Raw genomic sequence first — 25,170 nt, forward strand, 5'->3', positions numbered from 1 at the left:
ACATGAGCAGCACCGACATCCCCTCGGGCAACGGCATCTCGCGCCGCGGCTTCCTCGCCGGAGCCGGCTCCATCATGGGGGTCGCGGCCCTCGGCGGCCCCGCCGCCGCGGCCGCTGGCCCGATCGCGAACGGGGCGCACGTGCCGGTGCTGGTGATCGGCACCGGGTACGGCGGCTCGGTCGCCGCCCTGCGCCTGGCTCAGGCGGGCGTCGACGTGCACATGGTCGAGATGGGCATGGCCTGGGACACCCCCGGCTCCGACGGCAAGATCTTCTGCAACACGCGCGAGCCCGACTACCGCTCCTACTGGCTCCGTACCAGGACAAAGGCCCCGCTCAACTACTTCCTCGGCTTCCCCATCGACCGGGACATCCCCCGCTACACCGGCGTTCTGGACGCGGAGGACTTCAGCGGCATCACGGTCTACCAGGGCCGCGGCGTCGGCGGCGGCTCACTGGTGAACGGCGGCATGGCGGTCACCCCGAAGCGCGCGAACTTCGCCGCCATCCTCCCTTCCGTGGACCCGGCGGAAATGTACGACACCTACTACCCCCGCGCGAACGCCGGCCTGGGAGCCGCCACCGTGGACCCGGCCTGGTTCGACTCCACCGACTGCTACCAATACGCCCGCGTCGGCCGCAAGCAGGCCCAGCGCTCCGGCTTCCCGTTCGTTTTCGTGCCGGACGTGTACGACTGGAACTACATGAAGCAGGAAGCGGCGGGAACGGTCACCAAGTCCGCCCTGGCCGGCGAAATCCTCTACGGCAACAACTACGGCAAGAAGTCGCTGCAGAAAACGTACCTCGCCCAGGCCAAGGCCACCGGCAGGGTCACCATCTCGCCCCTGCACAAGGTCACCTCGGTCGCGCCGGCGACCGGCGGCGGCTACACGGTCGTCATCGACCAGCTGAACACCAACGGCGGCACCACGACCACCAAGACCGTGACCGCGGACCGCGTGTTCTTCGCCGCCGGCAGCGTGGGCACCAGCAAGCTGCTGGTCAAGCTGAAGGCCACCGGGGCGCTCCCCAACCTGAACAACGAGATCGGCAAGGGCTGGGGCGACAACGGCAACGTCATGTGCGGCCGCGCCAATCACCTGTGGGACCCGACCGGCGCACTCCAGTCGGCCATCCCGTGCTGCGGCATCGACAACTGGACCGCGGGCGGCGCATTCGCCGAAGTGGCCCCGCTGCCCACCGGGATCGAAACCTACGCCTCGTTCTATCTGTCGATAACCAACACCCCGAACCGCGCCCAGTTCTCGTGGAACGCCGCGACCGGCCAGGTGGATCTGAGCTGGCAAACGTCGTGGAAGCAAGCGTCCATCGACATGGCCAAGACCATCTTCGACAAAATCAACGCGAAGGAAGGGACGATCTACCGTACCGACTTGTTCGGCGTCTACAAGATCTGGGGCGACCAACTCACGTACCACCCGCTCGGCGGCGCGGTGCTGAACAAGGCCACCGACAATTACGGCCGCCTGACCGCTTATCCCGGCTTGTACGTCATAGACGGTGCGCTGATCCCCGGAAACACCTCCGTGAACCCGTTCGTCACCATTACCGCGCTCGCCGAACGGAACATCGAAAGAATCATTTCCGCCGACCTTTAGCGGATGACCCTCCACTTGCGGGGCAGCCTCGCGAGGCAGTGCTTCGCGGGGCTGCCGGCATCCCGGCGGCGCAAGGGACCGCCGATACCGATCTGACTGGTCAGGCTCCGGCGGCCAGCTTGAGAGTGATGGCGCCGAGGATGATGGCGGCAAAGGACAGCAGCTTGGGCAGGGTGATCTTCTCTTTGTAGATGAGAGCGCCCAAGAGGACGGTGCCGATGGAGCCCAGGCCGGTCCAGATGGTGTAGCCGACGCCCACATCCAGCGTCTTGAGTGCCAGGCTGAGGGTGAAGATGCCGCCGCTTGCGGCTAGCAGGGTGAATACCGAGGGCCACAGCCTTGTGAAGCCCCGGGTGGCGTTGGTGCCGATCGCGAAGGCGACCTCGAAGACGACGGCGAGCGACAGATAGAACCAGGCCATGACGGTGTGCTCCTTGCGAGAACAATGGTTGATCGATGTGAGGACCGGGCTGGTCAGCCGGCGGCGGCCGGCTTCTTGGTGAGCTTGTCGGCGAGCTTGAGCCCCAGAACGCCGCCGATGATGAGGACGAAGGCGAGCGCCTTCCAGATGTTCATCGGCTCGTTGAAGATCACGGTCCCGAGCACCACCGTGCCGACCGAGCCGATGCCTGTCCACACGGTGTAGCCGACACCCACGTCCAGGGTTTTCAGCGCCTGGCTGAGGAAGAAGATGCCACCGGCGGCGGCCCCGGCCGTGAGGAGGGACGGACCGAGTTCGGTGAAGCCGTTGGTGGCGTTGGTGGCCAGGGCGAACACCACCTCGAAGACTGAGGCGATCAGCAGGTAGATCCAGGCCATGGGGAGTCACTCCAAGGTAATTGTATGTATATGCAAACACTTTCGAAGAGTATGTATGTACAAGAAGCTTGTGTCAATATGACTAGATCGTCCGCCGGAGTCCCGGTACTGCCGAAGGAGACCACGTGATGACATCAACGGCCCCGATCGCCACGAGCGCCACCGGGGATGCGCACATGTGGAACCAGATGCTGACCTTGCACGCACATGTCGAACATCGCCTCGGCACCGCACTCCAGCGCCAACACGGCCTTGGCTTGTCCGAATATCGCGCCCTTGAGCTCCTGGCGGGCGCCGACGACGGCGAACTTCGCATGCAAGACCTGGCAGCCCGCCTGGGACTGAACCAAAGCTCGGTCACCCGCCTGGTCAGCCGTCTGAACGCCGCCGGGTTCACGTACCGCGACCTGTGCCCCGAGGACAAGCGAGGCGTCTACACCGTCATCACCGACGCCGGCCGCGCCCGCCACCAGGAGGCGCGGGGCACCTATGCGGGAACGCTGTCCACCGCCCTGGACGAAGCCGGACAACAGAACGCACTGATCAGCACCCTCCTGACCACGGCCCGTCCCCTGTTTCAATGACCGTCGTACGTGCGTCCCCCGCTACAGTGACCATCCGCAGGGAAGCCGAGCACTCGACAGCGACTTGTAAGCGGATTGACGGTACGTTCTGACATGCTCACCTCTAGTCAACTGCGGGCGGCGAAACGCTCGTGGAGAAGCGAGAGGACAGCAGTTGTACGACGATCTTCGTCTGCTGGAGGCCACGACCGTTCAGCAGGCGCTAGAGCGCCGGTTGGCGGAGTGGTCAGCGTGTGCGGGTATCGCCGTGGAGGTGTGGGCCCTTCCCAAGGGCGACGTTCCTGATCTCGTCGCCCATGACCTGTACGCGACGGTGTGCGAGGCGCTGGCCAACATCGAGCGGCACAGTCGTGCCCGTACAGTCTCGATTGCCCTCACGCTGGGAAAGAACGGCCTGCGCCTGACGGTCAGCGACGACGGGTGCGGCTTCCCCTCCGGGACGACCGGTCGGGGACTGAACGCGATGGAGACATACTTCGCCGGAATCGGCGGATCTCTCACGGTCAGCGGCGTGCCCGGCGGGGGGACCACCGTCAGCGGAGTCGTCCCTCCCAGAGCCCTCGCGCAACGAGCATGAGCCCGCAGGGCCAGGTCATGCAGAAGGTGGGACGAGCAGTGCTTCGGCGCCGATCGCGGCGTAACCGGCGGCGAGGAACGCCCGGACGCTCGCCGCGTTGCCCGGGGCGATCTGAGCCCAGAGCGGGTGTGTAGTGAGATGCCTGGCCGCGCGGGCGAGCGTCCGGCCCAGGCCGCGTCCTCGGCTGGCCGGATCGACCTCGATCGCGACCTCCCACCGACCGGCTACGCCTCGTCCGATGACCAGTAGTCCCCCAGGACAGGTCCATACGCGTACGTCGTCACGATAGCGGCGGGCTCGCTCGACGCGTGGATGGGCGGTGTCCGTGACCTGGATCAACTCGATCGCCGGCGGGCCGGCGCAGGGGGCTGCCAGGGCGAGCATGTCGATGTTGTTGATCCGGCGTCCCATGCGTTCTTCCAAGTCTCTGAGGAACGGGGGGTTGAGTGGCGCCGAGAGGTCGCCGTCGGGAAGCCGGGATCTGATCCACTCCTCGTCGAGGTCGGCGAAGATGACATTGTGCGCGGTGAAGGCGATCACTCCTGCGTCACGCGGAGAAGGCTGCGGGACGATGGTGGGACCGGCATCCGGCTCGGGCATATGCCCACGGGCCGCATGGGCGAGGAGATCAGACAAAGCGATCATTCAGAGACCGTAGTCACCCAGCCGATGCGCTTTCAAATGCAGTCTCCGGGCCACCCGAGCGTCTTCGGCGGCTACTGTCCGGCGAGCCGGGCGAGGAACGGCGTCAGCGTGTTCAGGAAGGTGTTCTTCGCGGGGGCCGCCAACAGCGGGTCGAGGCTGAGCCGGTTCGGCCAGTACCACTCGAACAGTGAGGGCACGGGGCCGGCCAACGCGCGGGCCAGGGCGGCGGGCGAGGTGTAGGCCGGGTTCACGCTGAGGTCCGGCACCAGCGGATGCGTGACGAACAGCCACTCGACCAGTCCTTCGTTGGTCACCTGGGCCGGTGGCCGCAGCCCGGCCGGCAGGTGACCGGCCACCGCCGAGGGCTCGTCTGGGAGGGCCGCCGCGTACTTGCCCGCAAGCTGCTGCAGGATTGCGAACGTCTCGGTCCGGCCCATGGTGAGGGACTCGTCGAAGACCTCGCCACCCGCGATCTCGGCGAGCCGGGCGTCCGCCTGGTCGGTGGTGAGCCGGTAGGTGTAGCCCTCCCCGGCGAAGGCGTCGTGCACACCGCCATCGATCAGCACCAGACCTGACAGGTCGCGGTATCCGGGGTGGCCGTCGAAGTCCCAACCGGCGTAGGCGAGCGCGGTGGTCGCGCCCCACGAGTGCCCGCCCAGGATCACCCGGCGGCGCCCGCCGTCGGCTGCCGCCAGCACCACCCGCCGCAGGTCGGCGAGCTCGACTCCGAGACCCCACTGCCCGACGTATGGCACGGTCTGTGGCGTCTGCGCCCGGTAGTGCTCACCGAGGTAGTAGTCGGCGGCCCGGTCCGGTGAGCGGCGGAACCCGCGCAGGTCGGTCAGATTCTGCTCCCGGCGATCGACGGCCCAGATCTGGGTGCCGGGCAGCCGGGCGGCCAGCTCTCGGGCGAGCGGCGCGAGGCCACCCGCGGCGCCGAACTGACCCGGCACCAGCACCACGACCTGCCGGGCGCCGGGCGACCCGACTTTCAGCACATGGACACGGTCATCTGCGGCCGGGCCCGGCGCATCGGCCCCGGGCATCGACACATAGGTCTCCCGAACTGCGGCGGCCCCGGCGGTCGCGCCGGCGACAGCCAGGACGGCCGTGATCGCGCAGGTCATGCGCTTGAGCGTTCTCATCGCTTCCTCCTTGCGGATGTCTCGACTCGGAAGAGCACGCGGACCGGCCGGACGTTCCATGTGCTCTCCATCACAGGGCGAGGCGACGAGCGGTGACCGACGTCACAGGGAACGTGGGCCGGGTCCCGGCCCTCTTCGGTCATGAAGTGACCTCACAACCATCAGGAGGCGGTAGCTGTGAAACACCAGACGCGAGCACGTGCCGGGATCGCGGTGGTCACGGTCCTGGCGGCGGACGCCGTCGCGCACCTGTACTGGATGACCGGCAGCACCTGGCCGGCCCGGGACGCCGGCTCGCTGTCCCGGGCTGTGCTCAACTTCGTGGTTCCGTTCACGCCGCGGGTCCTGCTCGTGCCGTTGGCGCTGCTGCTCGCCGCGGCGACGCTGGTCCTCATCGCCATGGACCGGCCTGCCTGGCTCGGCCGCCGGATCCCCGGCGCGCTGAAGAGGCTGGGCGCATGGGCGGTCGCCACCGGACTCCTGGTCCGCGGCGTCGCGGGCCTGGTCTGGGCGTTCGGGATCGGAGCGAGCCTCGACACCCCGTTCTACTGGCTCAATCTCCTCGTGTACGAGCCCGTGTGCCTGGCTCTCTTCGCCGGCACGGTCATCGTCTCCCGGCTGCCCCGGGCAGTGAGCCGCACGGATGGCATGGAACGTTCGCGGCCGAGCGCTCCTCTTCCTTGGTGACACAGGTTTCAGATCCCCGGGAGAAGCAGTGTTTCGTCACCGCCCGTCGCACGTCACCTTGCTGACAGGATGCTTCAGATGAACGATCTGGTGAGAGCGGCGCAGCGGGGCGACACCATGGCGATGAACGAGCTACTCGACCTGCTCACTCCGTACGTCACCCGGATCTGCGGCCCCATCGCGCTGGCCGATGGCGCGGACGCCGCACAGGAGGCGCTGATCGCGATCTTCAAGGGCCTGCGCGGCCTGCGCGAGCCCGCCGCGCTGTACGGCTGGGCCAGGGCGATAGCGGTACGTGAGGCGGTGAGGGTGGCCAAACGGAACGGACACACGGTCGAGTTCGAGGACGACCTGCCCTCACCCGCCGACCTGGAGCAGGCGGCGGACATCAGGGACATGCTCGCCCGGCTCTCGCCGGAGCACCGGGCGGTGCTGATGCTTCGCGACGTGGAGGGACTTGACGAGCGGGCGGCGGCCGAGCTGCTGAAGGTGCCCGTGGGGACGGTCAAGTCCCGGCTGTTCAGAGCCAGAGACAACTTCAGGAAGGCGTGGTCGGCATGAGTGGTTCGTGGCCGGTGGCCGAGCTTGACCCCGTCCGCAGGCTGCACGTGCTCGCCTCGGCGATATCGGGGGCAGCGGTGGCGACCCGGGTCATTCCCGCGCCGTTCGAGCAGGTGTGGCGGGTGGCGAGCGATCTGGAGCGGGGGCTCGGCACGTTCGAACCCGATATGCGATCCGTACGCGTCGAGCAGACCGAGTCCGGCCTTGTCGCCCACGCCCGCAGCCGGTACGGCTTCCGCGCCTGCTTCGAGGTGGACCTGCGGCCGGGCTTGATCTGGATGCAGAGCAGATTCCTGCTGATCGGGCTCGCGGCCGCACCCGTCGCTGAAGGCACGCTGTTCGCGGCAACCGGCGGCGTACGCCTGCCCGGCCGCGCGGCCCTCGTCCCCCTCCTCGTACGGCGGGCCAACGAGCGCGCACTCGAGCGACTGGCCGCCCGATTCGGCTGAACGAGCGCCCTGTTCTGCACCACTCAGACCATGCGCCGATCATGTCCCATCTACCGAATTTCCGTTTGAAGTCAGAGGCCGACTTCAGGAGTCGCGGCGCAGGGAGGACAGGCCCCACAGTTCGGCAATGCGCCCGTCGCGTACCCGGAAGATCTCCAGCATGGTCGGCGGCTGCCGGCCGGGAATGCCGCGCACGCTGGTGCGGACGGCGGCGGTGTCTCCCTCGACGACCATGTCCTCGACGACGACCTGGACGTCGGGGAACACCTCGTGGAACTGCTGCCAGGACCGGGTGACGCTTCCTGGTCCGGTGGTGCCCAGGGGGTGGCTGTAGAAGTCCGACGTGAAGATCTCCTCTGCGGCGGTGTGGTCGTGGGCGTTGAACGCGGCGTACATGCGCTGCGCGGCGGCCCGCACGTGGTCTGTCATCGGCTCTCCTGTTCGGTCGCGTTCGCGTGGACGCGGCGTAGGACGTCCAGGACGATCTCCTGCTGCTGGGCAGTGGTGCCGGAGAGCAGCCGCTCCTGGTACGCCTGGTGTGCTCGCTCAAGGTCGGCCGCCACCCGCTCGCCGGCGGGGGTCAGCGCGGCCAGGGTGTAGCGGTTGTCGGCCGGGGCGAGTCGCCGGCTGACCAGCCCTTCGGCCTCGAACTCCTTGACCAGCCGGGTGACGCTCGCACCGTCGATGCCCAGCGCCTGGCGCAGGTCGCTGTGACTGGTCTCGCCGTCGCGCCGCAGCCGGACGAGAACCTGTACGCGTTGCGGGCTCATGCCCACGTGCCGGGCGAACGCCTGGCGCAGCTCGGCGCAGACGCTGCCGAGCTCGCGGAAGAACGTGTCCTCGGAGGTCTCTTCATGCACGAATCTCTTTATAACCTCAACTCTTGATAGAATCAAGAGATCCGGACGGGATGGTCAGCTGACTTGCTGGAGGTGTTCAGCGACCTTGGGGCGCCATCGCGGCCGGGTCGGTGCGCACCAGGTCCTTCCATAGTCGGAACTGGAATGCCATCTGCGGATCGGGCCTGACCCAGCTGCCGACCTGGCAGACCGTGTACTGGTACCTCCAGCAGTGGGAGCAGGTCGGCGTCACCGAGAAGCTGACAGGACCGCGACGGCGCCAAGACCGCCCTGCTGTCGGCATACCTGACCACCCCGATCCGGCACGTCTTCGCCGACCAGGGCTTCGCTGGACGCCTGGTGGACTGGGCACGTGACACCCTGCGCACCACGTTGGAGATCGTGCGCAAGCTCGCCGACCAGCGCGGCTTCAACGTCATCTCCCGCAGGTGATGGTAGAGAGGACCTTGGCCTGGCTGACCGCCTGCCGCCGCCTGGCCCGCGACTACGAGCGCGACCCCGCCGTCTCCGGGGCGATCGTCCGCTGGGCCGCCATCGCCGACATGGCTCACCGCCCCACCCGGGGCGGACTCGCCCGACGCCGACCTCGCTACGAACATCTGCAAATAACGCGCAGCAAAAAGAGAGCCTTTCAATCACGCCCTTAACACGAACCCGTTACTGTGGCATACTTCTTATCCGTCGTGATCAACACTTTTGGGGCGGAATATGCGACAGAGTTTATGGCGACTGATTAGCGGCATATTCGCTCTGCTTCCGACGCTGTATTCCCCGTGCGGCTGGGCCGGGACGACGTCCGGCTACTGCGAGATCGCGAGCTCAGACGCCGGTTTAGGGTTCGGCGCCCTCGCCTCAGTGGCGTTCAGTGGGAATGTTCTGTTTTGGCTGACGGTTATCGAGTCCACGCTGCTGATATTCGCATTTCCTGCGCTGCTCGTGGCACTGACGGGCAAGTGGCCTGGACGCCGGTTCACCCAGGTCGTGATCGGGCTGCTGATCGCCGGTGGGGTGGTGAACGTACTGGCGAACGCTCTGGGCAGGGTGCTAAGAAGCGAGGATTTCTTGCTCGTCGCCTTCGAGGCGCTGCCCTCAGGTGGCCGGGAGCTGCCGTCCATCTGGCTCGGCTTCGCGCTTATGGCCGCCGCGTACGCCCTACGCCGAGCCGCCTGCCAAGAAGACAAAGAAGTCGAGGCTCCTCACCGCACGTCAATTGGGTCCGAGCGGTAGCGATCAGGGTGCGTCGCAGGGTCGGTCTGGTTGCGGTTGTGGTCGCTGGAGGCTTACTTGGAGGCGCGGGGTGTGCAGCGGAGGCGCCGTCGTTGCGGGGGCGGCTCGTTCAGGAGATGAGGTCGAACCCCGCATACAAGGAGTACTCCGACAAGCAGGTGGAGTGTTTGGCTGACGTGGAAATCAAGTACGCCACTCCCGAGGCAATCGAGCAGGTCCTCCAGGGCAAGACGCCTGCTGGGAGCGGCTGGAAGGATGGTGTGGACGGCAAGGCGGTCACCAGTGCGCTAGCCGCCTGCAAGGATCCCATTGTGCCTTCGCCGACTGGATGACTCCTCCGGCCGACGGCTCCTTCGCCACGTGGACCTGCTCGACAGCTGCGCCTCAGGTACACCGTGTTTCGTGCGGGCGTGAAAGGCTTCGAGCATTGCGGCTCGGCACGGATTTCGTCGCCGCGATCATGGTCGGATCAGGAATGCGCATCATCGTGCGCCAACCGAGCGAGTCGGAGCCCAGAATTTGATCTATCCCAAGACGGGCTTCCTGCTAAGCGGCTGGAGATACCCGGCCCTGAGTCCTCACAGCTCCCCATCACACAAGCCCAGACGGTTTAGATCTTCCGCAAGGGCTGTGATCAGACCCAGGATAACGTGGCTGACATGAGCGTATGGCTAGCCGGGGCGCCGAACATCGGCGTCGCAGAGCTCCTCGTCATCCTTATCGTGCTAGCCGTCGTCGTCGGCGGCGTCACAGCAGTCATCATCGTCATTGCCAAAGCTGCCCGATCAACCCGGCCGGTTCACCCCATGACACCGCCGCCCAACGGCTTCGCACCCGGACCGGCGCCGCAGCAGCCCACATTCGCTGCGCCCCCGCCTTCCAGCCTCGGCAATCCCAGGACGATCTCGCCACCCGCGTACGACGTCTCAAGCAGGAAGGCCGCACCGACCAGGCCATCCACCTCGTCATCGGCGAGACCGGCATGGGACAAACCGAAGCGACACAGTTCGTCAACAGCCTATGACGGTTCCGCCACCGAACTAGCGGCCTGTCGCTCACGGGGACTCCTCCGCCGCTTCCTGGTCGCCCTCGGTTGCTTTACGTCTGACTGACAGGAGGCACACAGCGTGCGCTGACACGCCGTTAGGATCGGGTCATGCCTTTAACGGTGGATGACGTCGACCGGTTCGAGCTGTCGAGGCCCCGCCTGGAGGCCATCGCCTACCGTCTCCTCGGTTCCGCGGACGAGGCAGAGGACGTCGTGCAGGAGACGTTCCTGCGCTGGCAAGCCGCCGACGTCGACCGCGTCGAGGTCCCCGAGGCTTGGCTGACGAAGGTCCTCACCAACCTGTGCCTCAACCAGCTCACCTCCGCGCGGGCGCGCCGCGAGACCTACGTGGGCCAATGGCTTCCCGAGCCGCTGCTCGCCGGGGATTCGATGCTCGGCCCGGCCGACACCGCTGAGCAGCGCGAATCGGTCTCGTACGCGGTCCTCACTCTCATGGAGCGCCTGTCCCCCAACGAGCGGGCCGTGTACGTGCTGCGGGAGGCCTTCGACTACCCGCACCGGGAGATCGCCGAGATCCTCGACATCACCGAGGCAGCCAGCCAGCAGATCTTTCACCGTGCCAAGAAGCATCTCGCGTACGGAAAAGCTCGCACCGAAATCGACGAGGCCGCCGCCCAGCGGATCGTCGAGGAGTTCCTCGCGGCCGCCACCAGTGGCCAGACCGATGAGCTCGTACGCCTGCTCACCAAGGACGCCATCTCCATCGGCGACGGCGGAGGGAAGGCTCCGGCACGTACCAAGGCGTTCGAGGGAGCCGTCGCGGTCGCGAAGTTCGTGTGGGGCATGTTCAAGCCCGCCGAGGCCAAGCGCGCCATCGTCGGCGGCTCGCCCGAGGTGTACGCCTGGACCGCCAATGGCGAACCCGCCGTTGTGGCCGTCGTGGAGGGCCGGGTCGTCGCCATCATGTGCCTGGAGGTCACCGCCGAGGGCATCACCGCCTGCCGTACCCAGGCAAACCCCGACAAGCTCGAACGCGCGACCGAGCAATGGGCGGCGGCCAGCCATGGGGAGCCCCTGCTCGTGATGTGACGTGTCTCACAATGCGCTCCTGTCAGGAAACGGCGGGCCATCCGGTTCAAGTGACATATCCGAACCGGACAGGAGCCTGAAATGCAGCACCGCATCATCGTTCTCGGAGCCGGATACACCGGAGCCAGCGCCGCCGGCCGCCTCGCCAAGCGGCTGCGCCGCGAGGACGTCGCCATCACCCTCGTCAACGCCGAGCCTGACTTCGTCGAACGCGTCCGCAACCACCAGTTGGCGACCGGCCAGGACCTCAGGCCCCGGCCACTCGGCGAGATCTACGCCGGCACCGGCGTCGAACTGAGGCTCGCGAAGGTCACCGGCGTCGACGTCGACCGCAAGACCGTCGCCATCACCGGCGCGAACGGTGCGGAAGAGCTGGAGTACGACACCCTCGTGTACGCCCTCGGCAGCGGCTGGAACAGCCAAGCCGTACCCGGGACCGCCGAGCACGCCTACCAGATCGCCGGCCGTACCGGAGCACTCGGGCTACGCGAGCGCCTGGCGAGCCTCGATGCCGGGCAGACCGTGGTGGTGGTTGGCGGCGGGCTCACCGGCGTGGAGGTCTCAACCGAGATCGCCGAGGCCCGCCCGGACCTCGACGTCGCCCTCGCCGCCAGCGGCAGCCTCGGCGACTGGCTCTCACCCAAGGGCCGCGAGCATGTACGGAAGGTCTTCGGCAAGCTCGGCATCACCGCGTACGAGCACACCGCCATCACCGGGGTCGAAGCCGACCACGTCACCACCGCCGACGGCAGGGTCATCCCCGCCGCGGTCACCGTATGGACCGCCGGTTTCGAGGTCCACCCGATCGCGAAGGCGACCTTCCTGGAGGTTTCCGGCATCGGCCAGATCGTGGTCGACCGGACCTTGCGCTCGGTTTCACACCCCGATGTGTACGCCGTCGGCGACGCGGCCATGGCGATGGGCGCCGGAGACAAGCCGCTACGGATGTCGTGCGCCTCGGGAATTCCAACCGCTTGGCTGGCCGCCGACGTCATCGCGGCGCGCCTGACCGGCCGGAAGGTCCCGAACAAGACGATCGGCTACTTCAACCAGTGCATCTCACTGGGCCGCAAGGAGGGCCTGATCCAGTACGTCACAGCCGACGACCGCGCCAAGCAGATGGTCCTGCGCGGCAGGCTGGCCGCCGCCTACAAGGAACTGATCTGCAAGAGCGCCGCATGGAGCGTCGCCAACCCGACACTTGGGATGCCGACCCGGCGCCACCGCGTTACGCATGAGCAGACGCTCAAGCAGGAGACTGTATGAACATCGTTGTGGACGACCTTTCCGGCCCGCAGATCGCCGAGTTCCTTACACAGCACGTCCAGGAGATGCGATCCATCACATCCCTGAGAGGGTGATACGCGAGCTGATGCCCGGTTCATCCCTCGCGTTGCCGCAGGCGAACTGGTCGCTGGTCCAGTAGGGACCCGGCTCGCGTGGGCGTGGCCACAAACGCTGGGACCGTCTGGCGGAGGCGCTCACCCGCACCGAATTCATGGCCGTATCACGGGCGTCATGTTCACCCAGCGACATCTTCGACGGCCGATCCTTGGCGCGACCATCCCCGGCGCCTGCTGACTCCACCGATCACGGATTGCGGCCGGTCTGGTCTGTCTCGGGCGCCGCTGGTATCTGGTCGCCTACGACCTCACCCGGCACGACTGGCGCAGCTTCCGGGTCGACCGGCTCACCGCGCCGAAGGGCACCGGCTCCCGGTTCCGGCCTCGCGACCTGCCCGCCGCCGACGCCGCCGAGTTCGTCCGCGCCGGCCTGGACAACCTGACCCACCCGTACCGGGTGGAGGTCCTGGTCGACGCCCCGGCCGCGACCGTGCGCGAGCGGATCGGCAGGTGGGGAACGGTCGAGGAGGTTGACACCGAGCACTGCCGGATGCGCATGACCACCGACTCCCTGGACTGGCCGACCATGGCACTGGGCGCGCTCGGCGTCGACTTCCGCGTCCTCGACCCGCCCGAATTGCTCGACCAGATCCACAACTGGGGGGCCCGGTTCAACCGGGCCTAGTTCAAGGAAAGGATCGCTACCAGGTGGTCACGGCGAAACCATCGGAGGCGAGAGGCGGCCTGAGGTACGCGGACCCGGCTCCCCCGTGCCGGCATCGGCGATGTGGTTCACTGCTGGTGTGGCTGAAGACTTGACGCCCCTTTCATTCGAATCCACCGAGGATTTCGAGGCCTGGCTCGACGGAAACCACGCTTCCTCACCTGGTATCTGGCTGAAGCTCAGGAAAAAAGCGCCGGGGGTTGTGGCCCTGGACTATGCCCAAGCCCTCGAGGTCGCGCTCTGCTACGGCTGGATCGACGGGCAGAAGGGCAAGTTCGACGACCAGTACTGGCTGCAGCGGTTCACCCCGCGGCGGCCGAAGAGCAGGTGGTCGAAGGTCAACCGCAGTAAGGCCGAGGCGCTGATCGAACAGGGTCGGATGCGACCGCCGGGGTGGGCCGAGGTCGAACGCGCGAAGGGGGACGGTCGCTGGGACGCCGCATACGATGGCGCGAAGACCGCCTCAGTGCCAGACGACCTGGCCGGGGCACTCGCCGCGAACCCGGCTGCGGCGGAGTTCTTCGCGATGCTGGACAGCCAGAACCGCTTCGCGATCTTGTACCGCATCCAGGACGCCAAGAAACCTGAGACCAGAATTCGGCGGATCGAGAAGTACGTGGCGATGCTGGCGGAAAAGAAGAAGATCTATCCCTGAGCCCACGCCCCAGGCCGGTTCTGCCGAGCCGATCACGCACTGAGCCAGAACCGGGGCAACGCAGAAGGTCAACCCTGCGGATCCCCCTCGGGCTCGAACTCCGCCGGGCAGGCAGTGGGAAGCGCCCCACCCGATCTGTCACAGGCGGACCAGCCGGCGCTACTGGCCTGAGCGGTCGATCGCCTGGTCCACGAGCTGTGGGTTGACAACCGGAAACGAGCCGTCGCCGAACAGGATTCGCGCTGCCAAGGCACGACCAGCACGACCGCGCAGCAGGGTCACCGCCGCCTCTGCCGCGGCGGGTGATCGGATGCCGGCGAACACGCGGCGCAGCAACAGCCGGCCTCGGAATCGGCTCCGCAACGCGTGCCCGTCGTACCGGCTTAACATGCGTTGATCGCCAGTACGCACATACCCGGCGGCGACCGCCGCGGCCAGCTCGGACATGCGTAAGCAGGGGTCCAACCCACCGGCCGTCAGCGGCGACACCGCGCTCGCTGCGTCTCCGACGAGCAGCCCGGCGGGGCACGCCAACCGTCGCAGCACACCACCGACCGGGATCGGACCACCTCGACGCTCGACCGGACCGGTCGGCGCCGCGCGGCCGGGCGCGTCCGCGGCGAAAGCGTCCAGCAGGTGGCGGATGCCGGTGCGCATCGCGTCCGGATATCCCGCGACGCCAACATGCGCATGCCGGCCGTCGTCTATGACCCACCCCAGGTACCAGCACGCAGTGGAACGCCGGGGTGGTCGTGCCCGACGCGATCGGATGCACGATCTCGGCACCGACGAGCAAGCGCCGGTTGACATCAAGGCCGAGATCACGGGCTACCCGGGAGCGAGCACCGTCCGCACCGACGATGAACCGGGCCGTCACCGGTTCCGCACCCGCGAACCGTACAAAACCCATCGACGCGTCGACATACCGTACGCCCAGGACGACCCGTGCCCCGGCCGACTCCGCCGCGCGACGCGCGTGCTCGTAGACGGCCGCCATGTCGGCCACGCGGTACTCGTCCCGGTCACTGGTGAGTCGGATCGGTGCCCGCCGCGACGGCGGATACAGCAGCACGTCCCGGACGCCGGGCCCGAGCAAATGGTCCGGCAGGTCGAAGTCATCGAGGGTGCGACGCACGAAGATCCCGGTCGTGCGGATGCCCGCCGACAGCGACCTGCGGCGGTCGACCACCATCACATTCAGGTCCCGTTGCGCGAGCAGGCGTGCTGTGCGCAGGCCGGCCAGGCCCGCGCCCACGACCAGTACATCCACTGTCTGCATATCCTGCGACGGTAGGGGCGATGCCCACCCGTGCGACCGTTTGCACGCGACCCGCCCAGTACCTCCACACCGTCGCCACACTCGGGACTGTGGAGTGCTCGCTATGGAACCAGCGTCACGGTGAACTCGTCGGCGGCTTAGCACGCCGGCCCCACACGGGCGCCCCTTCAGCGGGGAAGATGATCTGCGGTGTCCGAACGCGGCGTCGGGTGCGACCCCAGCCCTGGACGATGATCAGCCATCGACAGGCGATCGTGAGTGTTGTACCGGGACCCATGCTTGCCCGGACTGCCTCGAACGACATCCGTCCGGACCCGTACGACCCGGACACCTTCTCGCATTTGTTCTCCCGGTTGGCCAAGAAGGCCAGCCTGGGCCACTGGCACTCGCACAAGACCCTGCGGCTCGAAGGGCCTGCGCTGGGCCTTGGCCTGGAGCAGGGGGAGGTAGGTCACTGCCTCGACGTGGTCAGCAAGGGCCTGGTCATCCCGAAACGCCGCGCGACATGGGGATACAAACTGGGCGCTGCATGCCATGCTGATTCGGCTGTGAAGGCACAGAGACACGGGCGTGCTCCACAGTTCGCAAGCCCCGCCTCCAGCATTTCCCGGGGGCGGGGCTCCAGTCTGTTTCGGCTACCCGGCTCCGGGTGTCAGAGGCTTCCGCTGCGCCAGAGGCTGATCTCCTCGTCCAACCTGCCTTCATCCAAAGGCGGAACGGATGCATTCTCGGCCCATGCCACCAGCAGCCGGACGAACTCCTCGCTGGTCTCGCGCTCTACGTTGCTGTTCACGTGGAACCACGTGAACAGCGGAGCGGGGTGCGGCGCCTGGGCGTCGCACCCCGCGCACAGCACGACACCAATACGACCGTCCACTGCTGTGCCTACCGCGTTCGTCCAGCCGTACGGCACGCGCACGAGCAGCAACCCCTCTCGACGGCAACGCGGACAGGACGAGGGCCCCCGGGCGGTCACGATGTCAATCCGCCGCCGTTCGGTCACAGCGAGATGGCTTCCGGGCCGAACAGTTGCTTGACGTCAGCGGCGAAGCTCGGTTCAGCGTTGACCGAGAACTCCGGCACGGCACACACCACGGTCTTCCCAGACAACTGCCGCACGTTGATCCGCAATGGCACGCTGCCCTGGTGCAGCTTCAGCACGTTGCGAAGCTCCTCCACGGCCTCCTGCGTGAGACGTTCCTCCCGTACCTGGATCGTGACGGGATGCCCGGACTCGCTGGTGATGCCGGACACGTCGATCAGCGTCAGGTCCTGGGCAAAGATCGAGATGGCGCCGTCGCGGTTGTTGATCTGCCCGCGCACCGCCATCACGGCGTCCTCGCGCAGCTCCGGCCCGTACAGTTCGTACGACTTCGGGAAGAACAGGCACTCCACCGCGGCGTCCATGTCCTCGACCGTGACGATCGCCCACACGTTGCCGGCCTTGTTGACCCGCTTGTCCACCTTCGTGATCATGCCGCACACGCCGACGTCGCCGCGGTCGTCCCGGCCGCTGTCGAGCAGGTCCGCGATCGTGGTGTCCCGATTGCGGGCCAGGAGCCGTTCCGTGCCGGCCAGCGGGTGGTCGGACACGTACAGGCCCAGCATCTCCCGCTCGAAGTCGAGCTTGGTCTTCTTGTCCCACTCCATGTCGGGGATGGCGATCGTGAACGCCGTGTCGTCGCCGGTGTCGTCCATCCCGCCGAACAACGAGTCCTGGCCGTGAGCCTCGTTCTTCTTGATGTCGATGACCGACTCGACGGCCTGTTCATGGACCATCAGCACGCCCTTGCGCGGGTGTTCAAGGGAGTCGAACGCTCCCGCCTTGATCAGCGATTCGATGACCCGCTTGTTGCAGACCGTGAGCGGCACCTTGGCCAGGAAGTCGTTGAAGTCGCTGTAACGGGTCTTCTCTTTGCGAGCCTTGACGATGCCCTCGACGACATTCGCGCCGACGTTGCGGACCGCGCCGAGCCCGAACCGGACCTGGGTGTCGCCGACCGCCACGAAGTCGAGCTGGGAGTCGTTGACGTCCGGAGGCAGGACCTGGATGCCCATCTTGCGGCACTCGGCCAGGTAGACCGCGGCCTTGTCCTTGTCGTCGCCCACCGACGTGAGCAGAGCCGCCATGTATTCGGCGGGGTAGTTGGCCTTCAGGTAGGCGGTCCAGTAGGCGACCAGGCCGTACCCGGCGGTGTGGGACTTGTTGAACGCGTAGCCGGAGAAAGGCACCATGACGTCCCACAGCGCCTTGATCGCGTCCTCTGAGTAGCCATTGGTGCGCATGCCGGCCGAGAACTTGTCCCACTCGGCGTCCAGGACCTCTTTCTTCTTCTTACCCATGGCTCGGCGCAGCATGTCGGCGCCGCCGAGGGTGTAGCCGGCCAGTTCCCGGGCGACGGCCATGATCTGCTCTTGGTAGACGAGCAGATGGAAGGTGGTACCCAGGATCGGCTCCAGGGCATCCTTCAGCTCGGGGTGGATGGGCTCGATGTCCTGGCGCGCGTTCTTGCGGTGCGCGTAGTTGGTATGCGCGTTGGCCGCCATCGGCCCCGGCCGGTACAGGGCGAGCACGGCGGCGATGTCCTCGAATCGGGTCGGCTCCATCAGTTTGAGGAGCTGCCGCATGGGGCCGCCGTCGAGCTGGAACACGCCGAGAGTGTCACCACGGGCGAGTAGCTTGTAGGTTGTTTCGTCGTCGAGCGGGATGGTCTGGGTGTCGAGTTCGACGCCCCGGTTCTGTTTGATGATCTTTATGGCGTGGTCGATGATGCCCAGGTTCCGCAGACCCAGGAAGTCCATCTTGACCAGGCCCATGTTTTCGCACGACGGGTAGTCGAACCCGGTGATGATCACCTTGTCCTTGTCCCGCATGTGCATCGGGATCAGGTCGAGCAGGGGGTCCGAAGACAGGATGACCGCCGCCGCGTGCACACCGGTGCCGCGGATAAGTCCTTCGATGCCGCGGCCGGTGTCGATCACCTTGTGCACGTCGTTGTCGGACTCGTACAGGGCGCGGATCTCGGTGCCCTCGTTGTAGCGGGCGTGGTCCGGGTTGAACATGTCCGCCAGCGGGACGCCCTTGCCCATGACATCCGGCGGCATCGCCTTGGTGATGCGGTCACCCATTGCGAAGGGGTAGCCCAAGATCCGGGAGGCGTCCTTGACAGCGGCCTTGGCCTTGATCGTGCCGAATGTGTTGACCTGCGCGGTCATCTCGCTGCCGTACTTCTCGGTGACGTAGGCCACCATGCGGTCGCGCTGACGGTCGTCGAAGTCGAGGTCGATGTCCGGCGGATTGATGCGCTCGGGGTTGAGAAACCTCTCGAACAGCAGGCCGTGCTCCAGCGGGTCGAGCTCGGTGATGCGGGTGGCATAGGCGACGATCGAGCCGGTGGCGCTTCCTCGGCCGGGGCCGACCGGGATGCCGTTCTCGCGGGCGTAGCGGCAGATGTCCGCGACCACGAGGAAGTAGGAGGAGAACCCCATCGGGCCGATGACCTTCATCTCGGTCTCGTACCGGTCCCACACCTCCTGGGGGATCGGCGTGCCGTACCGCATCGCCAGCCCGGCCTCGACCTCTTTCCGTAGCCACGACTCCTGTGTCTCGCCCTCGGGCACGTCCGGGTAGTCCGGCATCCGGTCGACCAGCTTGAACACGTCGCTGTAGTCGCTGACCATCTCCGCGACCAGCAGGGTGTTGTCGCACGCCTCGGGCAATTCGGGGAACAGCGCCCGCATCTCATCGGCGCTCTTGAGGTAGTAGCCCGATCCGTTGAACCGGAACCGGTTGGGGTCATCCTTGTTCTTGCCCACACCGACGCACAGAAGGCTGTCGTGAGCGTCGGCCTGGTCCTCGGTGACATAGTGGGAGTCGTTGGTGACCAGCAGCGGAATGTTGAGCTGCTTGGCAAGCTTGAGGAGATCGGCCCGGACCTCCCGCTCGATGTCGATGCCGTGGTCCATCAACTCCAGGAAGTAGTTCTCCTTGCCGAAGATCTCCTGGTACTCGCCGGCGACCTTGACCGCCTCGTCGTACTGACCGAGCCGCAACCGGGTCTGAACGGCCCCGGACGGGCAGCCGGTGGTGGCGATGATCCCTTGCCCGTACTGGGCGACCAGCTCCTGGTCCATGCGCGGCTTGCCGTAGTAGCCCTCGAACGAGGCAAGCGACGAGAGCCGGAACAGGTTCCGCAGCCCGTCCGCGTCTTTGGCCCACATGGTCATATGGGTGTACCGGCCGCCGCCGGAGACGTCCTTGCCGCCTTCTCCATCGGCCACACCGGTCTCCGCTCGCGAGCCCCAGAAGACCGGCTTCTTGAAGAACCGTGACCCCGGCGCCACGTACGCTTCAATCCCGATGATCGGCTTGACACCGCTGCCCTTGGCCACCGACTGGAACTCGTACGCACCGAACATGTTGCCGTGGTCCGACATCGCGATGGCTGGCATCTCCAGCCGCTCGGCTTCTTTGAACAGCGGCTTCATCTTGGCCGCTCCGTCCAGCATGCTGTACTCGGTGTGCACGTGCAGATGCACGAAGGACTTGCTCACCCGTTCCCCTTACCTTGCGCCCCGGCCCGACTGCCGCATGAGCCTATTCCGTCCGATGGGCTGTTGGGGCTTAGGGCGCGAGCGACAGACACCCTGTTTCGGACTGTTGCCAGCCTGCAATGCCGCGCGTTGTACCAGCCCAAACGCGCAATGGAGCCGCCCCGTCACCCAGAGAAGGTGCCGGGGCGGACTACATCTCACGTCCAGCGAGTACGCGAGAGTGCAGGCTCTCTCGACAGGGCGGGGCCAAGGTCGATCCGAGCAGCGGCCACGCCGCTTGGGAGTCATTGGTTGTTCCACAGGCGGCCGGGAAGTAGATGAGCGCGGCGCCGGCGCAGACGAGCAGACGTACGCGCTGCGGGCCAGGGTGACCGCCACCAGGGGCGAGATGTCGACGCTCGGCCGGCGGCGGCCCCAGCCCCAGGCGTCGCCGAGCGGCCGTATGAGTAGGTCCTGACCTGCGCGTCCAGCCACACCCCGCTCAGCCTGCTCTTCCGTCTGCCGTCGACCCGCCTGAAGGGGAAGCGGGCCAGGGTCGATGACGAGCGGGAGAGCAGGCCCCACCTCAGCGATTTACGCACCGCAGGGGCCCAGTGGTGCTGCTCCCGGAACCGGAGATCCTTGCCGGAGTCTGGCCTTGGATGTGATGTACGCGGCAAGCCATAATCGCCGCGTGTCCCTCTTCAAGGCGTTTGCCGCCTTCGCAGTAATACAGCTCCTTGTGGTGGGTACCGCCTTCGAGTTGCTCGCTTTGGCCCGCGCCGACGGTGAGGACCCCTTCGAGGTAGGACCGTACAAGATGGCCGCGTACGTGGCCCTTGCGCTGAGCTTCGCGCTCACGGGCGTCCTTGCTGCTTGGTCCATCAAGCGGCGGGGGAAGGGCCGGGGCGGCTCCCGTGGCTGAGATTTTCTTCCTGTTGCTGAACTGGGCTGTCCCGGCAGTCGCGCTCTTCTTCATCATTTATTGGTCGGTTCGGCTGGCGATCAGGCATGAGAAGCGCAGGCAACCGAGTGCAAGGGAGTTGGATCGGGCACGGCACGCACGTGTGACAGCGGAGCGAGCGGCGCAACGCCGTGAGTGGAAGGAAAGGGAGGCTCGACGGGGTGAACAACCCGAGCTGTAGCGTCTTGATCACCTGAGCGCTGACACCCCCAGCGCGGCCACCGGCACCCGCACGAGCTTCGGCACTCCGGCGCATCGCTCATGCTCGCCCAGGAACTAGTGCCGCATCAGGCAACGTTCGCCCCGTTGTGACGTATTGTCTGGTCGCCCCGGCGAACGCCGCCTGACACCGCATGAAGGCAGAGAAGATGACTACACAGCTCAACCACGTCGACCATGAACTGATCCAGGCTGCGGCGCATGTCGCGGCCACACGCTGCCGGGGCGACAACCACACCATGGCGGCCGCCGCCCGCAACCAAGACGGCCGGATTGTCACGGCGGTGAACGCCTACCACTTCACCGGCGGCCCCTGCGCGGAGCTAGTCCTCATCGGTACGGCTGCCGCGCAGGGTGCTTACGACCTGGACACCCTCGTTGCCGTGGGCGACCGCGACCGAGGCGTTGTGCCCCCATGCGGCCGCTGCCGCCAGGTCCTTCTCGACTACTTCCCAGCCCTCAAGGTCATCGTCGGCACAGGTGACAGACTCCGCACTGTCTCCATCACCGACCTGCTTCCCGAAAGCTACGTCTGGGCGGACCATCAGCTCGATGCCGAGGAAAATGCACCACTCAGCACGAGCTGACACCCCAGAGATTACAGGGCAAAGGTTGCTTGACGCGGCACTAGGGCACCACGACGAGCTTCCCGGTGGCTTGGTCGTTCTCCATGTACCGGTGGGCCGCAACGATGTCGTCCAGGCCGAAGACACGGTCGACGTTGGGTCGATAGACGCCGGCCTCGACCTCGTGGACGATCCGCTGCAGCACGGTCGTGCCCGCGCTGCCCTTGAAGTCGTCGCTGTGGAAAGCCGTGAGCCTGGTTCCGGACGGGATCATCGCTATCGGCTCGAAGTCGGGGATCAGCCACCCACTGAGGGAGCCCGACACACACACCGTCCCGCCGCGACGGACCAGGTGCAGCGAGTCCACCGCCGTGCGCGCCCCGACGAGATCCAGAACATAGTCCGGACCCTCGGGCCAGACCGCGTGCACGCTCGCCGTCAGCGGTCCCCCGGCGTCGACGAGCACGTGGTCGACGCCGGCCTCAGTCAACGCGTCGACCTTGCCTTGCCGCCGGGTCGTGGCCGCGGTCTCGACGCCGTAGCCGGCCGCGATCGACGCGGCCGCCATCCCCACCGACGACGTCCCGCCACGGATCAGCAACCGCCCCTGGCCACCCGGCACGACTCCCAACGCGTCCAGCGAGCCCTGCGCGGTCAGGTACGTCTCAGGTAGCGCGGCCAAGACGTCCCAGGGCAACGTGGTGGTGACCGGCATCAGCAGCGAGTTCGGCAGCAACGCGTACTCCGCATAGCCGCCGTCGAACTCCCGGCCCATCTCACCCATCACCGCCGCAACGGTCGTCCCATCCGGCAACTCGGGATCGGTCGAGGCTGCCACGATTCCCACACATTCGATCCCGAGCACACGCGGGAACGTCACGCTCGGGGAATGCCCCTGGCGGGTCCTCAGTTCCGACCGGTTCAAGCCCGCGCCCTTCACCTGCACCAGGCTCCAGCCCTCCCGAACCGCCGGTACCGGCAGCTCACGGATCTCCAGCACCTCCGGTCCACCCGCCCTGACACAGACCGCCGCTCGCATGGTCATACTCATCTCACCCCACCTCGGAGACATGGGTTGTCGCGATACCGAAGATCTCATCGCGCATGCATCCACTGTCGCGAGAAAGCGCTGTGACCGGCCACCGGTAGAATGCCAAGTTATGCCTGTTGGCCGCCAACTTGCCCGATCCGGTCCGACGTCACATCTATGGCCGTCCGGAGGCGTACATCTATGGCCATCGGGGGGAACAAGCTCGGTGGATTCCCATTCACGTGGACATCTGGTGTACGCGGCCCGTGGCGTCCTGTCCGTGCACACCGAACGTGGCACATCGATCGTGCCGGCCAATCGAGTCGCGTGGACCCCCGCCGGGTTCACGCACTACCACCGCGCACACAGCCACACCGATATGCGGATCCTCTTCCTACCGGCGTCCCTGGCCCGGCTCGTGCCCGGCCAGCCTGCCGTGTTCACGGTCTCCGACCTCGCCCGCGAAATCCTGCTCACCCTCACGGGCCCACGCAACTACGACCGCGCCGCGGGCGACCACGACCGGGCCGCGAGCGCTCGCCTCCGTCGAGTCCTCGTCGACGAACTCCACGAAGCACGCGAGCAGCCACTGCAACTGCCGGAACCGCACGACGACCGGTTGCAAGCCATTGCCCAGATGATGTACGAGCAGCCCGGCGACAACACCTCACTGGCCGAACTCGGGCAGGCGATCGGAGCCAGCGCCCGCACTCTCAGCCGGCTGTTCCACAACGAACTCGGCATGACCTTCTACGAATGGCGCACACAACTACGCATTTATCACGCACTCGTCCTTCTCGCCGACGGACACGACACGACCCACGTCGCCCACGCCTGCGGCTGGGCGAATCCCAGCAGCTTCATCTCAGCCTTCACCAACATCATCGGCACCACCCCGGGCCGCTACCGATCCGGGCACCAGCGCCCCACCACCCCGTGACCTGAGCCATCGGCGACGATCTCGCGGCGCGCTCCGCAACTGAATGTCGACGGTTCAAGTGCCAACTCCAGTGAGCTGCCGTGATCACGCAACTCTATGGCTAACGAATGCCGCGCCCGCAAAGCCATGCAGGTGCACGCGAACGCGGCAATGGGCCTGCTGGAGCAGCGCTGACTCGTCGTGTGGGCCCGACGCCATCGAGTCGATGGCCGAACCAACTGCCCGGACTCGTCGTCTTACCAAGTAGTTCCGAACCCCGGGGGGACTGTCATCGAAGATGACGGAGCGGCGGAAGGCGGCACAGCATTGACGGAATCCCGACCAGAGCCCACTTCAGTCGCACTCCGTCTATTACACCGGGCTTGGCGGCCTTCGGCGCATTCCGACCGGCCCCCGCCCATCTGGAACTGGCCCCCGCTGCAGCGGAGATTTTTCCCGGAAAGGCCTTCCCTCTTCCCCAACAGGCTCATCCCTCTGTTGCTCCTGCTGGTGGTTTTCGTGGCCGCGCGGTGGCTCCTCTACCTGCTGGCGCTGTACTACTTCTTCCGCAGCGCCCGCCTCCTCGTCTGGCGCCTTTTCGGCGACGATGCCCCTCCGGATGTGCACGACCCGATGGTGACGCGCATCAAGAGACTGCGGACGTGGACGGCGCCCACGGTGTCGCTCGTGCTCCTCGTATCGTTCGCCACCCCAGAGGACGTCCTCCGCGAGAAGATCTCTGAACCCTTTCTGACACTTATCGTCGCGCCCTGGCTGCTCGTCGCCACCGCGACGGTCGTCATCGGGATACTCATCCGCTGCGCGCCGCCCCAAGAGCGCCCGGTTATGCGGACCGCCCTGCGAAGCCCGCTGCGCAAACTCGGCTATTACGCCGGCACATTGCTCCTCGCCTACGCTCCCCTTCTCGGCCTCATGGTGTGGCTGCCTGACGGCGAGGTGAATTTGAACGACGCCAGCTGGCCAGTCAAGGCGGCCGTGGCGACGTTCATTTGGTTTGCGCTCGTATTCCTGTTCGCCTCCGGCAGGGTCGTACGGACCGGCTTCGGCCTGGGCACCGTCCACCCCGCGCTCCCGGCCTTGCTGACCGGCGTCCTGGTCTGGGAGTGCTTCGCCCTCAACGGAATGCCTGGAGGACCGCCGGCTATCGCGTGCCTGCTGTTCCTCGGCGGCCCGATCATGGTGAGCGCCATCGTGTGGTGGGAACTCCACCGGCTGCGCGTCTGTCACGGGGTTACCCTGCGGGGAGGTTGGCCGGCCCGCAGCGTCCCGAATCAGTTCGAAAGCGGCCGAGTGGGAGGTGGAGACGCCGATCTCGTCGGGCAAAGTGCGCGGCAGTCGGAGCCAGACGCCCCCATGTACCACTCTGCGGAGCAGCGTGGTGTTCGGGACGGCTGAGCACGATCGGAATGGCCGGGTCGCTCCTCCCGGCTCCCCGACAAACCGCGCCGCGCCTGCGGCGTCCCCGCGCTCCTTGGCGCGTCAGCGGAGGGCGGCCCAGCCGCGCAGGGTCTGGGGCCCTCGATCACGTGTTACGAAGGCACTGCCCCGGCGTGCCTTCACCAATTTTCGAGTTCCACCGGATCCGGGTAGAGCTCACCAACCCTCCTCGCAACGTCCGGCCTCGCCGTCTGGACATCCCACGAAGT

The 25,170-nt window shown here is 66.7% G+C and carries 26 protein-coding genes and 2 pseudogenes; 17 read left to right on the plus strand and 11 right to left on the minus strand.

All coding sequences use genetic code 11. From position 1 onward, the window contains the following. The first annotated feature begins 2 nt into the window (after positions 1 to 2). Positions 3 to 1,619: a GMC oxidoreductase gene (locus AB0J09_RS01450; protein ID WP_360683266.1), complete on the plus strand. Its 1,617-nt coding sequence runs from the start codon at positions 3 to 5 to the stop codon at positions 1,617 to 1,619. Positions 1,620 to 1,719: 100 nt separating this feature from the next. Here the strand turns inward: AB0J09_RS01450 and AB0J09_RS01455 are convergent, their stop codons facing one another. Both AB0J09_RS01455 and AB0J09_RS01460 read right to left on the minus strand, forming a co-directional pair. Further along, the gene (locus AB0J09_RS01455) at positions 1,720 to 2,040 is read right to left on the minus strand and encodes a multidrug efflux SMR transporter (protein WP_360683268.1); all 321 of its coding nucleotides are present in this window, start codon (positions 2,038 to 2,040) and stop codon (positions 1,720 to 1,722) included. A 53-nt stretch (positions 2,041 to 2,093) separates the two neighbouring features. Next, positions 2,094 to 2,438 (minus strand): multidrug efflux SMR transporter, encoded by a 345-nt coding sequence (locus AB0J09_RS01460; protein ID WP_360683270.1) that lies wholly within the window; start codon positions 2,436 to 2,438, stop codon positions 2,094 to 2,096. Positions 2,439 to 2,614: 176 nt separating this feature from the next. On the opposite strand from AB0J09_RS01460, the gene AB0J09_RS01465 reads away from it, so the two are divergent. Together AB0J09_RS01465 and AB0J09_RS01470 are read left to right on the plus strand one after the other, a co-directional pair. Continuing rightward, positions 2,615 to 3,022, plus strand: coding sequence for a MarR family transcriptional regulator (locus AB0J09_RS01465; RefSeq protein ID WP_360683272.1), 408 nt, complete (start codon positions 2,615 to 2,617; stop codon positions 3,020 to 3,022). Positions 3,023 to 3,176: 154 nt separating this feature from the next. Then, the gene (locus AB0J09_RS01470; protein WP_360683274.1) at positions 3,177 to 3,599 is read left to right on the plus strand and encodes an ATP-binding protein; all 423 of its coding nucleotides are present in this window, start codon (positions 3,177 to 3,179) and stop codon (positions 3,597 to 3,599) included. A gap of 15 nt (positions 3,600 to 3,614) precedes the next feature. On the opposite strand, the gene AB0J09_RS01475 is transcribed toward AB0J09_RS01470, so the two are convergent. Both AB0J09_RS01475 and AB0J09_RS01480 read right to left on the minus strand, forming a co-directional pair. Then, entirely contained in the window at positions 3,615 to 4,244 is a 630-nt protein-coding gene (locus tag AB0J09_RS01475) for a GNAT family N-acetyltransferase (protein ID WP_360683275.1), read from the minus strand. Between the two features lie 71 nt (positions 4,245 to 4,315). Then, positions 4,316 to 5,389, minus strand: coding sequence for a hypothetical protein (locus AB0J09_RS01480; protein ID WP_360683277.1), 1,074 nt, complete (start codon positions 5,387 to 5,389; stop codon positions 4,316 to 4,318). Between the two features lie 177 nt (positions 5,390 to 5,566). Here AB0J09_RS01480 and AB0J09_RS01485 point away from each other — a divergent pair, with 177 nt between their 5' ends. From AB0J09_RS01485 to AB0J09_RS01495, 3 genes are all read left to right on the plus strand, one after another. Continuing rightward, positions 5,567 to 6,076 carry a DUF3995 domain-containing protein gene (locus tag AB0J09_RS01485; RefSeq protein WP_360683279.1) on the plus strand — a complete coding sequence of 170 codons (510 nt, stop codon included), beginning with the start codon at positions 5,567 to 5,569 and terminating at the stop codon, positions 6,074 to 6,076. 78 nt (positions 6,077 to 6,154) lie between these two features. Further along, positions 6,155 to 6,637, plus strand: coding sequence for an RNA polymerase sigma factor (locus tag AB0J09_RS01490; protein WP_360683281.1), 483 nt, complete (start codon positions 6,155 to 6,157; stop codon positions 6,635 to 6,637). Then, positions 6,634 to 7,086, plus strand: coding sequence for an SRPBCC family protein (locus tag AB0J09_RS01495; RefSeq protein WP_360683283.1), 453 nt, complete (start codon positions 6,634 to 6,636; stop codon positions 7,084 to 7,086). The genes AB0J09_RS01490 and AB0J09_RS01495 overlap by 4 nt, the downstream gene beginning before the upstream one ends. An 84-nt stretch (positions 7,087 to 7,170) precedes the next feature. Here AB0J09_RS01495 and AB0J09_RS01500 read toward each other — a convergent pair whose 3' ends face one another. Continuing rightward, positions 7,171 to 7,515, minus strand: a complete 345-nt coding sequence (locus AB0J09_RS01500) for a nuclear transport factor 2 family protein (RefSeq protein WP_360683285.1) — start codon at positions 7,513 to 7,515, stop codon at positions 7,171 to 7,173. Beyond that, the gene (locus AB0J09_RS01505) at positions 7,512 to 7,946 is read right to left on the minus strand and encodes a MarR family winged helix-turn-helix transcriptional regulator (protein WP_360683287.1); all 435 of its coding nucleotides are present in this window, start codon (positions 7,944 to 7,946) and stop codon (positions 7,512 to 7,514) included. The genes AB0J09_RS01500 and AB0J09_RS01505 overlap by 4 nt, the downstream gene beginning before the upstream one ends. Before the next feature lie 404 nt (positions 7,947 to 8,350). Between AB0J09_RS01505 and AB0J09_RS01510 the strand changes: the two are divergent. The 7 genes and pseudogenes from AB0J09_RS01510 to AB0J09_RS01540 all read left to right on the plus strand — a co-directional run. After that, positions 8,351 to 8,440, plus strand: a pseudogene (locus AB0J09_RS01510) (IS5/IS1182 family transposase); the annotation flags it as partial. A gap of 361 nt (positions 8,441 to 8,801) precedes the next feature. Further along, positions 8,802 to 9,173, plus strand: coding sequence for a hypothetical protein (locus AB0J09_RS01515; protein ID WP_360683289.1), 372 nt, complete (start codon positions 8,802 to 8,804; stop codon positions 9,171 to 9,173). A 116-nt stretch (positions 9,174 to 9,289) separates the two neighbouring features. Then, positions 9,290 to 9,505 carry a hypothetical protein gene (locus AB0J09_RS01520; protein ID WP_360683291.1) on the plus strand — a complete coding sequence of 72 codons (216 nt, stop codon included), beginning with the start codon at positions 9,290 to 9,292 and terminating at the stop codon, positions 9,503 to 9,505. An 824-nt stretch (positions 9,506 to 10,329) separates the two neighbouring features. Further along, entirely contained in the window at positions 10,330 to 11,271 is a 942-nt protein-coding gene (locus AB0J09_RS01525) for an RNA polymerase sigma-70 factor (RefSeq protein ID WP_360683293.1), read from the plus strand. Between the two features lie 81 nt (positions 11,272 to 11,352). Next, a complete protein-coding gene (locus AB0J09_RS01530; protein ID WP_360683295.1) occupies positions 11,353 to 12,537 on the plus strand; it encodes an FAD-dependent oxidoreductase in 1,185 nt (394 codons plus the stop codon). A 342-nt stretch (positions 12,538 to 12,879) separates the two neighbouring features. Beyond that, a complete protein-coding gene (locus AB0J09_RS01535) occupies positions 12,880 to 13,299 on the plus strand; it encodes a WYL domain-containing protein (protein ID WP_360683363.1) in 420 nt (139 codons plus the stop codon). A 118-nt stretch (positions 13,300 to 13,417) separates the two neighbouring features. Then, positions 13,418 to 13,993 (plus strand): YdeI/OmpD-associated family protein, encoded by a 576-nt coding sequence (locus AB0J09_RS01540; RefSeq protein WP_360683297.1) that lies wholly within the window; start codon positions 13,418 to 13,420, stop codon positions 13,991 to 13,993. Positions 13,994 to 14,152: 159 nt separating this feature from the next. Here the strand turns inward: AB0J09_RS01540 and AB0J09_RS01545 are convergent, their stop codons facing one another. The 4 genes and pseudogenes from AB0J09_RS01545 to dnaE all read right to left on the minus strand — a co-directional run bounded on the left by AB0J09_RS01545 (position 14,153) and on the right by dnaE (position 19,826). Beyond that, on the minus strand, positions 14,153 to 14,650 hold the full coding sequence (locus tag AB0J09_RS01545; RefSeq protein ID WP_360683299.1) for a hypothetical protein: 498 nt from the start codon (positions 14,648 to 14,650) through the stop codon (positions 14,153 to 14,155). Between the two features lie 208 nt (positions 14,651 to 14,858). Further along, a pseudogene (locus AB0J09_RS01550) lies at positions 14,859 to 15,272 on the minus strand (FAD-dependent oxidoreductase); the annotation flags it as partial. 652 nt (positions 15,273 to 15,924) lie between these two features. Continuing rightward, positions 15,925 to 16,275, minus strand: a complete 351-nt coding sequence (locus tag AB0J09_RS01555; RefSeq protein WP_360683301.1) for a DUF6300 family protein — start codon at positions 16,273 to 16,275, stop codon at positions 15,925 to 15,927. Further along, positions 16,272 to 19,826, minus strand: coding sequence for a DNA polymerase III subunit alpha (dnaE, locus tag AB0J09_RS01560; RefSeq protein ID WP_360683303.1), 3,555 nt, complete (start codon positions 19,824 to 19,826; stop codon positions 16,272 to 16,274). Before dnaE ends, AB0J09_RS01555 begins: the two co-directional genes overlap by 4 nt. 673 nt (positions 19,827 to 20,499) lie before the next feature. On the opposite strand from dnaE, the gene AB0J09_RS01565 reads away from it, so the two are divergent. Next, a complete protein-coding gene (locus tag AB0J09_RS01565) occupies positions 20,500 to 20,730 on the plus strand; it encodes a hypothetical protein (protein WP_360683304.1) in 231 nt (76 codons plus the stop codon). A gap of 392 nt (positions 20,731 to 21,122) precedes the next feature. Continuing rightward, entirely contained in the window at positions 21,123 to 21,575 is a 453-nt protein-coding gene (locus AB0J09_RS01570; RefSeq protein WP_360683306.1) for a cytidine deaminase, read from the plus strand. Between the two features lie 40 nt (positions 21,576 to 21,615). Here the strand turns inward: AB0J09_RS01570 and AB0J09_RS01575 are convergent, their stop codons facing one another. Next, complete coding sequence (locus AB0J09_RS01575) at positions 21,616 to 22,605, minus strand: zinc-binding dehydrogenase (RefSeq protein WP_360683308.1); 990 nt, start codon at positions 22,603 to 22,605, stop codon at positions 21,616 to 21,618. A 232-nt stretch (positions 22,606 to 22,837) separates the two neighbouring features. On the opposite strand from AB0J09_RS01575, the gene AB0J09_RS01580 reads away from it, so the two are divergent. Both AB0J09_RS01580 and AB0J09_RS01585 read left to right on the plus strand, forming a co-directional pair. Beyond that, positions 22,838 to 23,524, plus strand: coding sequence for an AraC family transcriptional regulator (locus AB0J09_RS01580; protein ID WP_360683310.1), 687 nt, complete (start codon positions 22,838 to 22,840; stop codon positions 23,522 to 23,524). Between the two features lie 477 nt (positions 23,525 to 24,001). Next, the gene (locus AB0J09_RS01585) at positions 24,002 to 24,919 is read left to right on the plus strand and encodes a hypothetical protein (RefSeq protein ID WP_360683312.1); all 918 of its coding nucleotides are present in this window, start codon (positions 24,002 to 24,004) and stop codon (positions 24,917 to 24,919) included. Positions 24,920 to 25,170 lie beyond the last annotated feature (251 nt).

The sequence above is a fragment of the Nonomuraea sp. NPDC049784 genome (genome assembly GCF_040659615.1).
In the GTDB taxonomy this organism is placed as follows: domain Bacteria; phylum Actinomycetota; class Actinomycetes; order Streptosporangiales; family Streptosporangiaceae; genus Nonomuraea.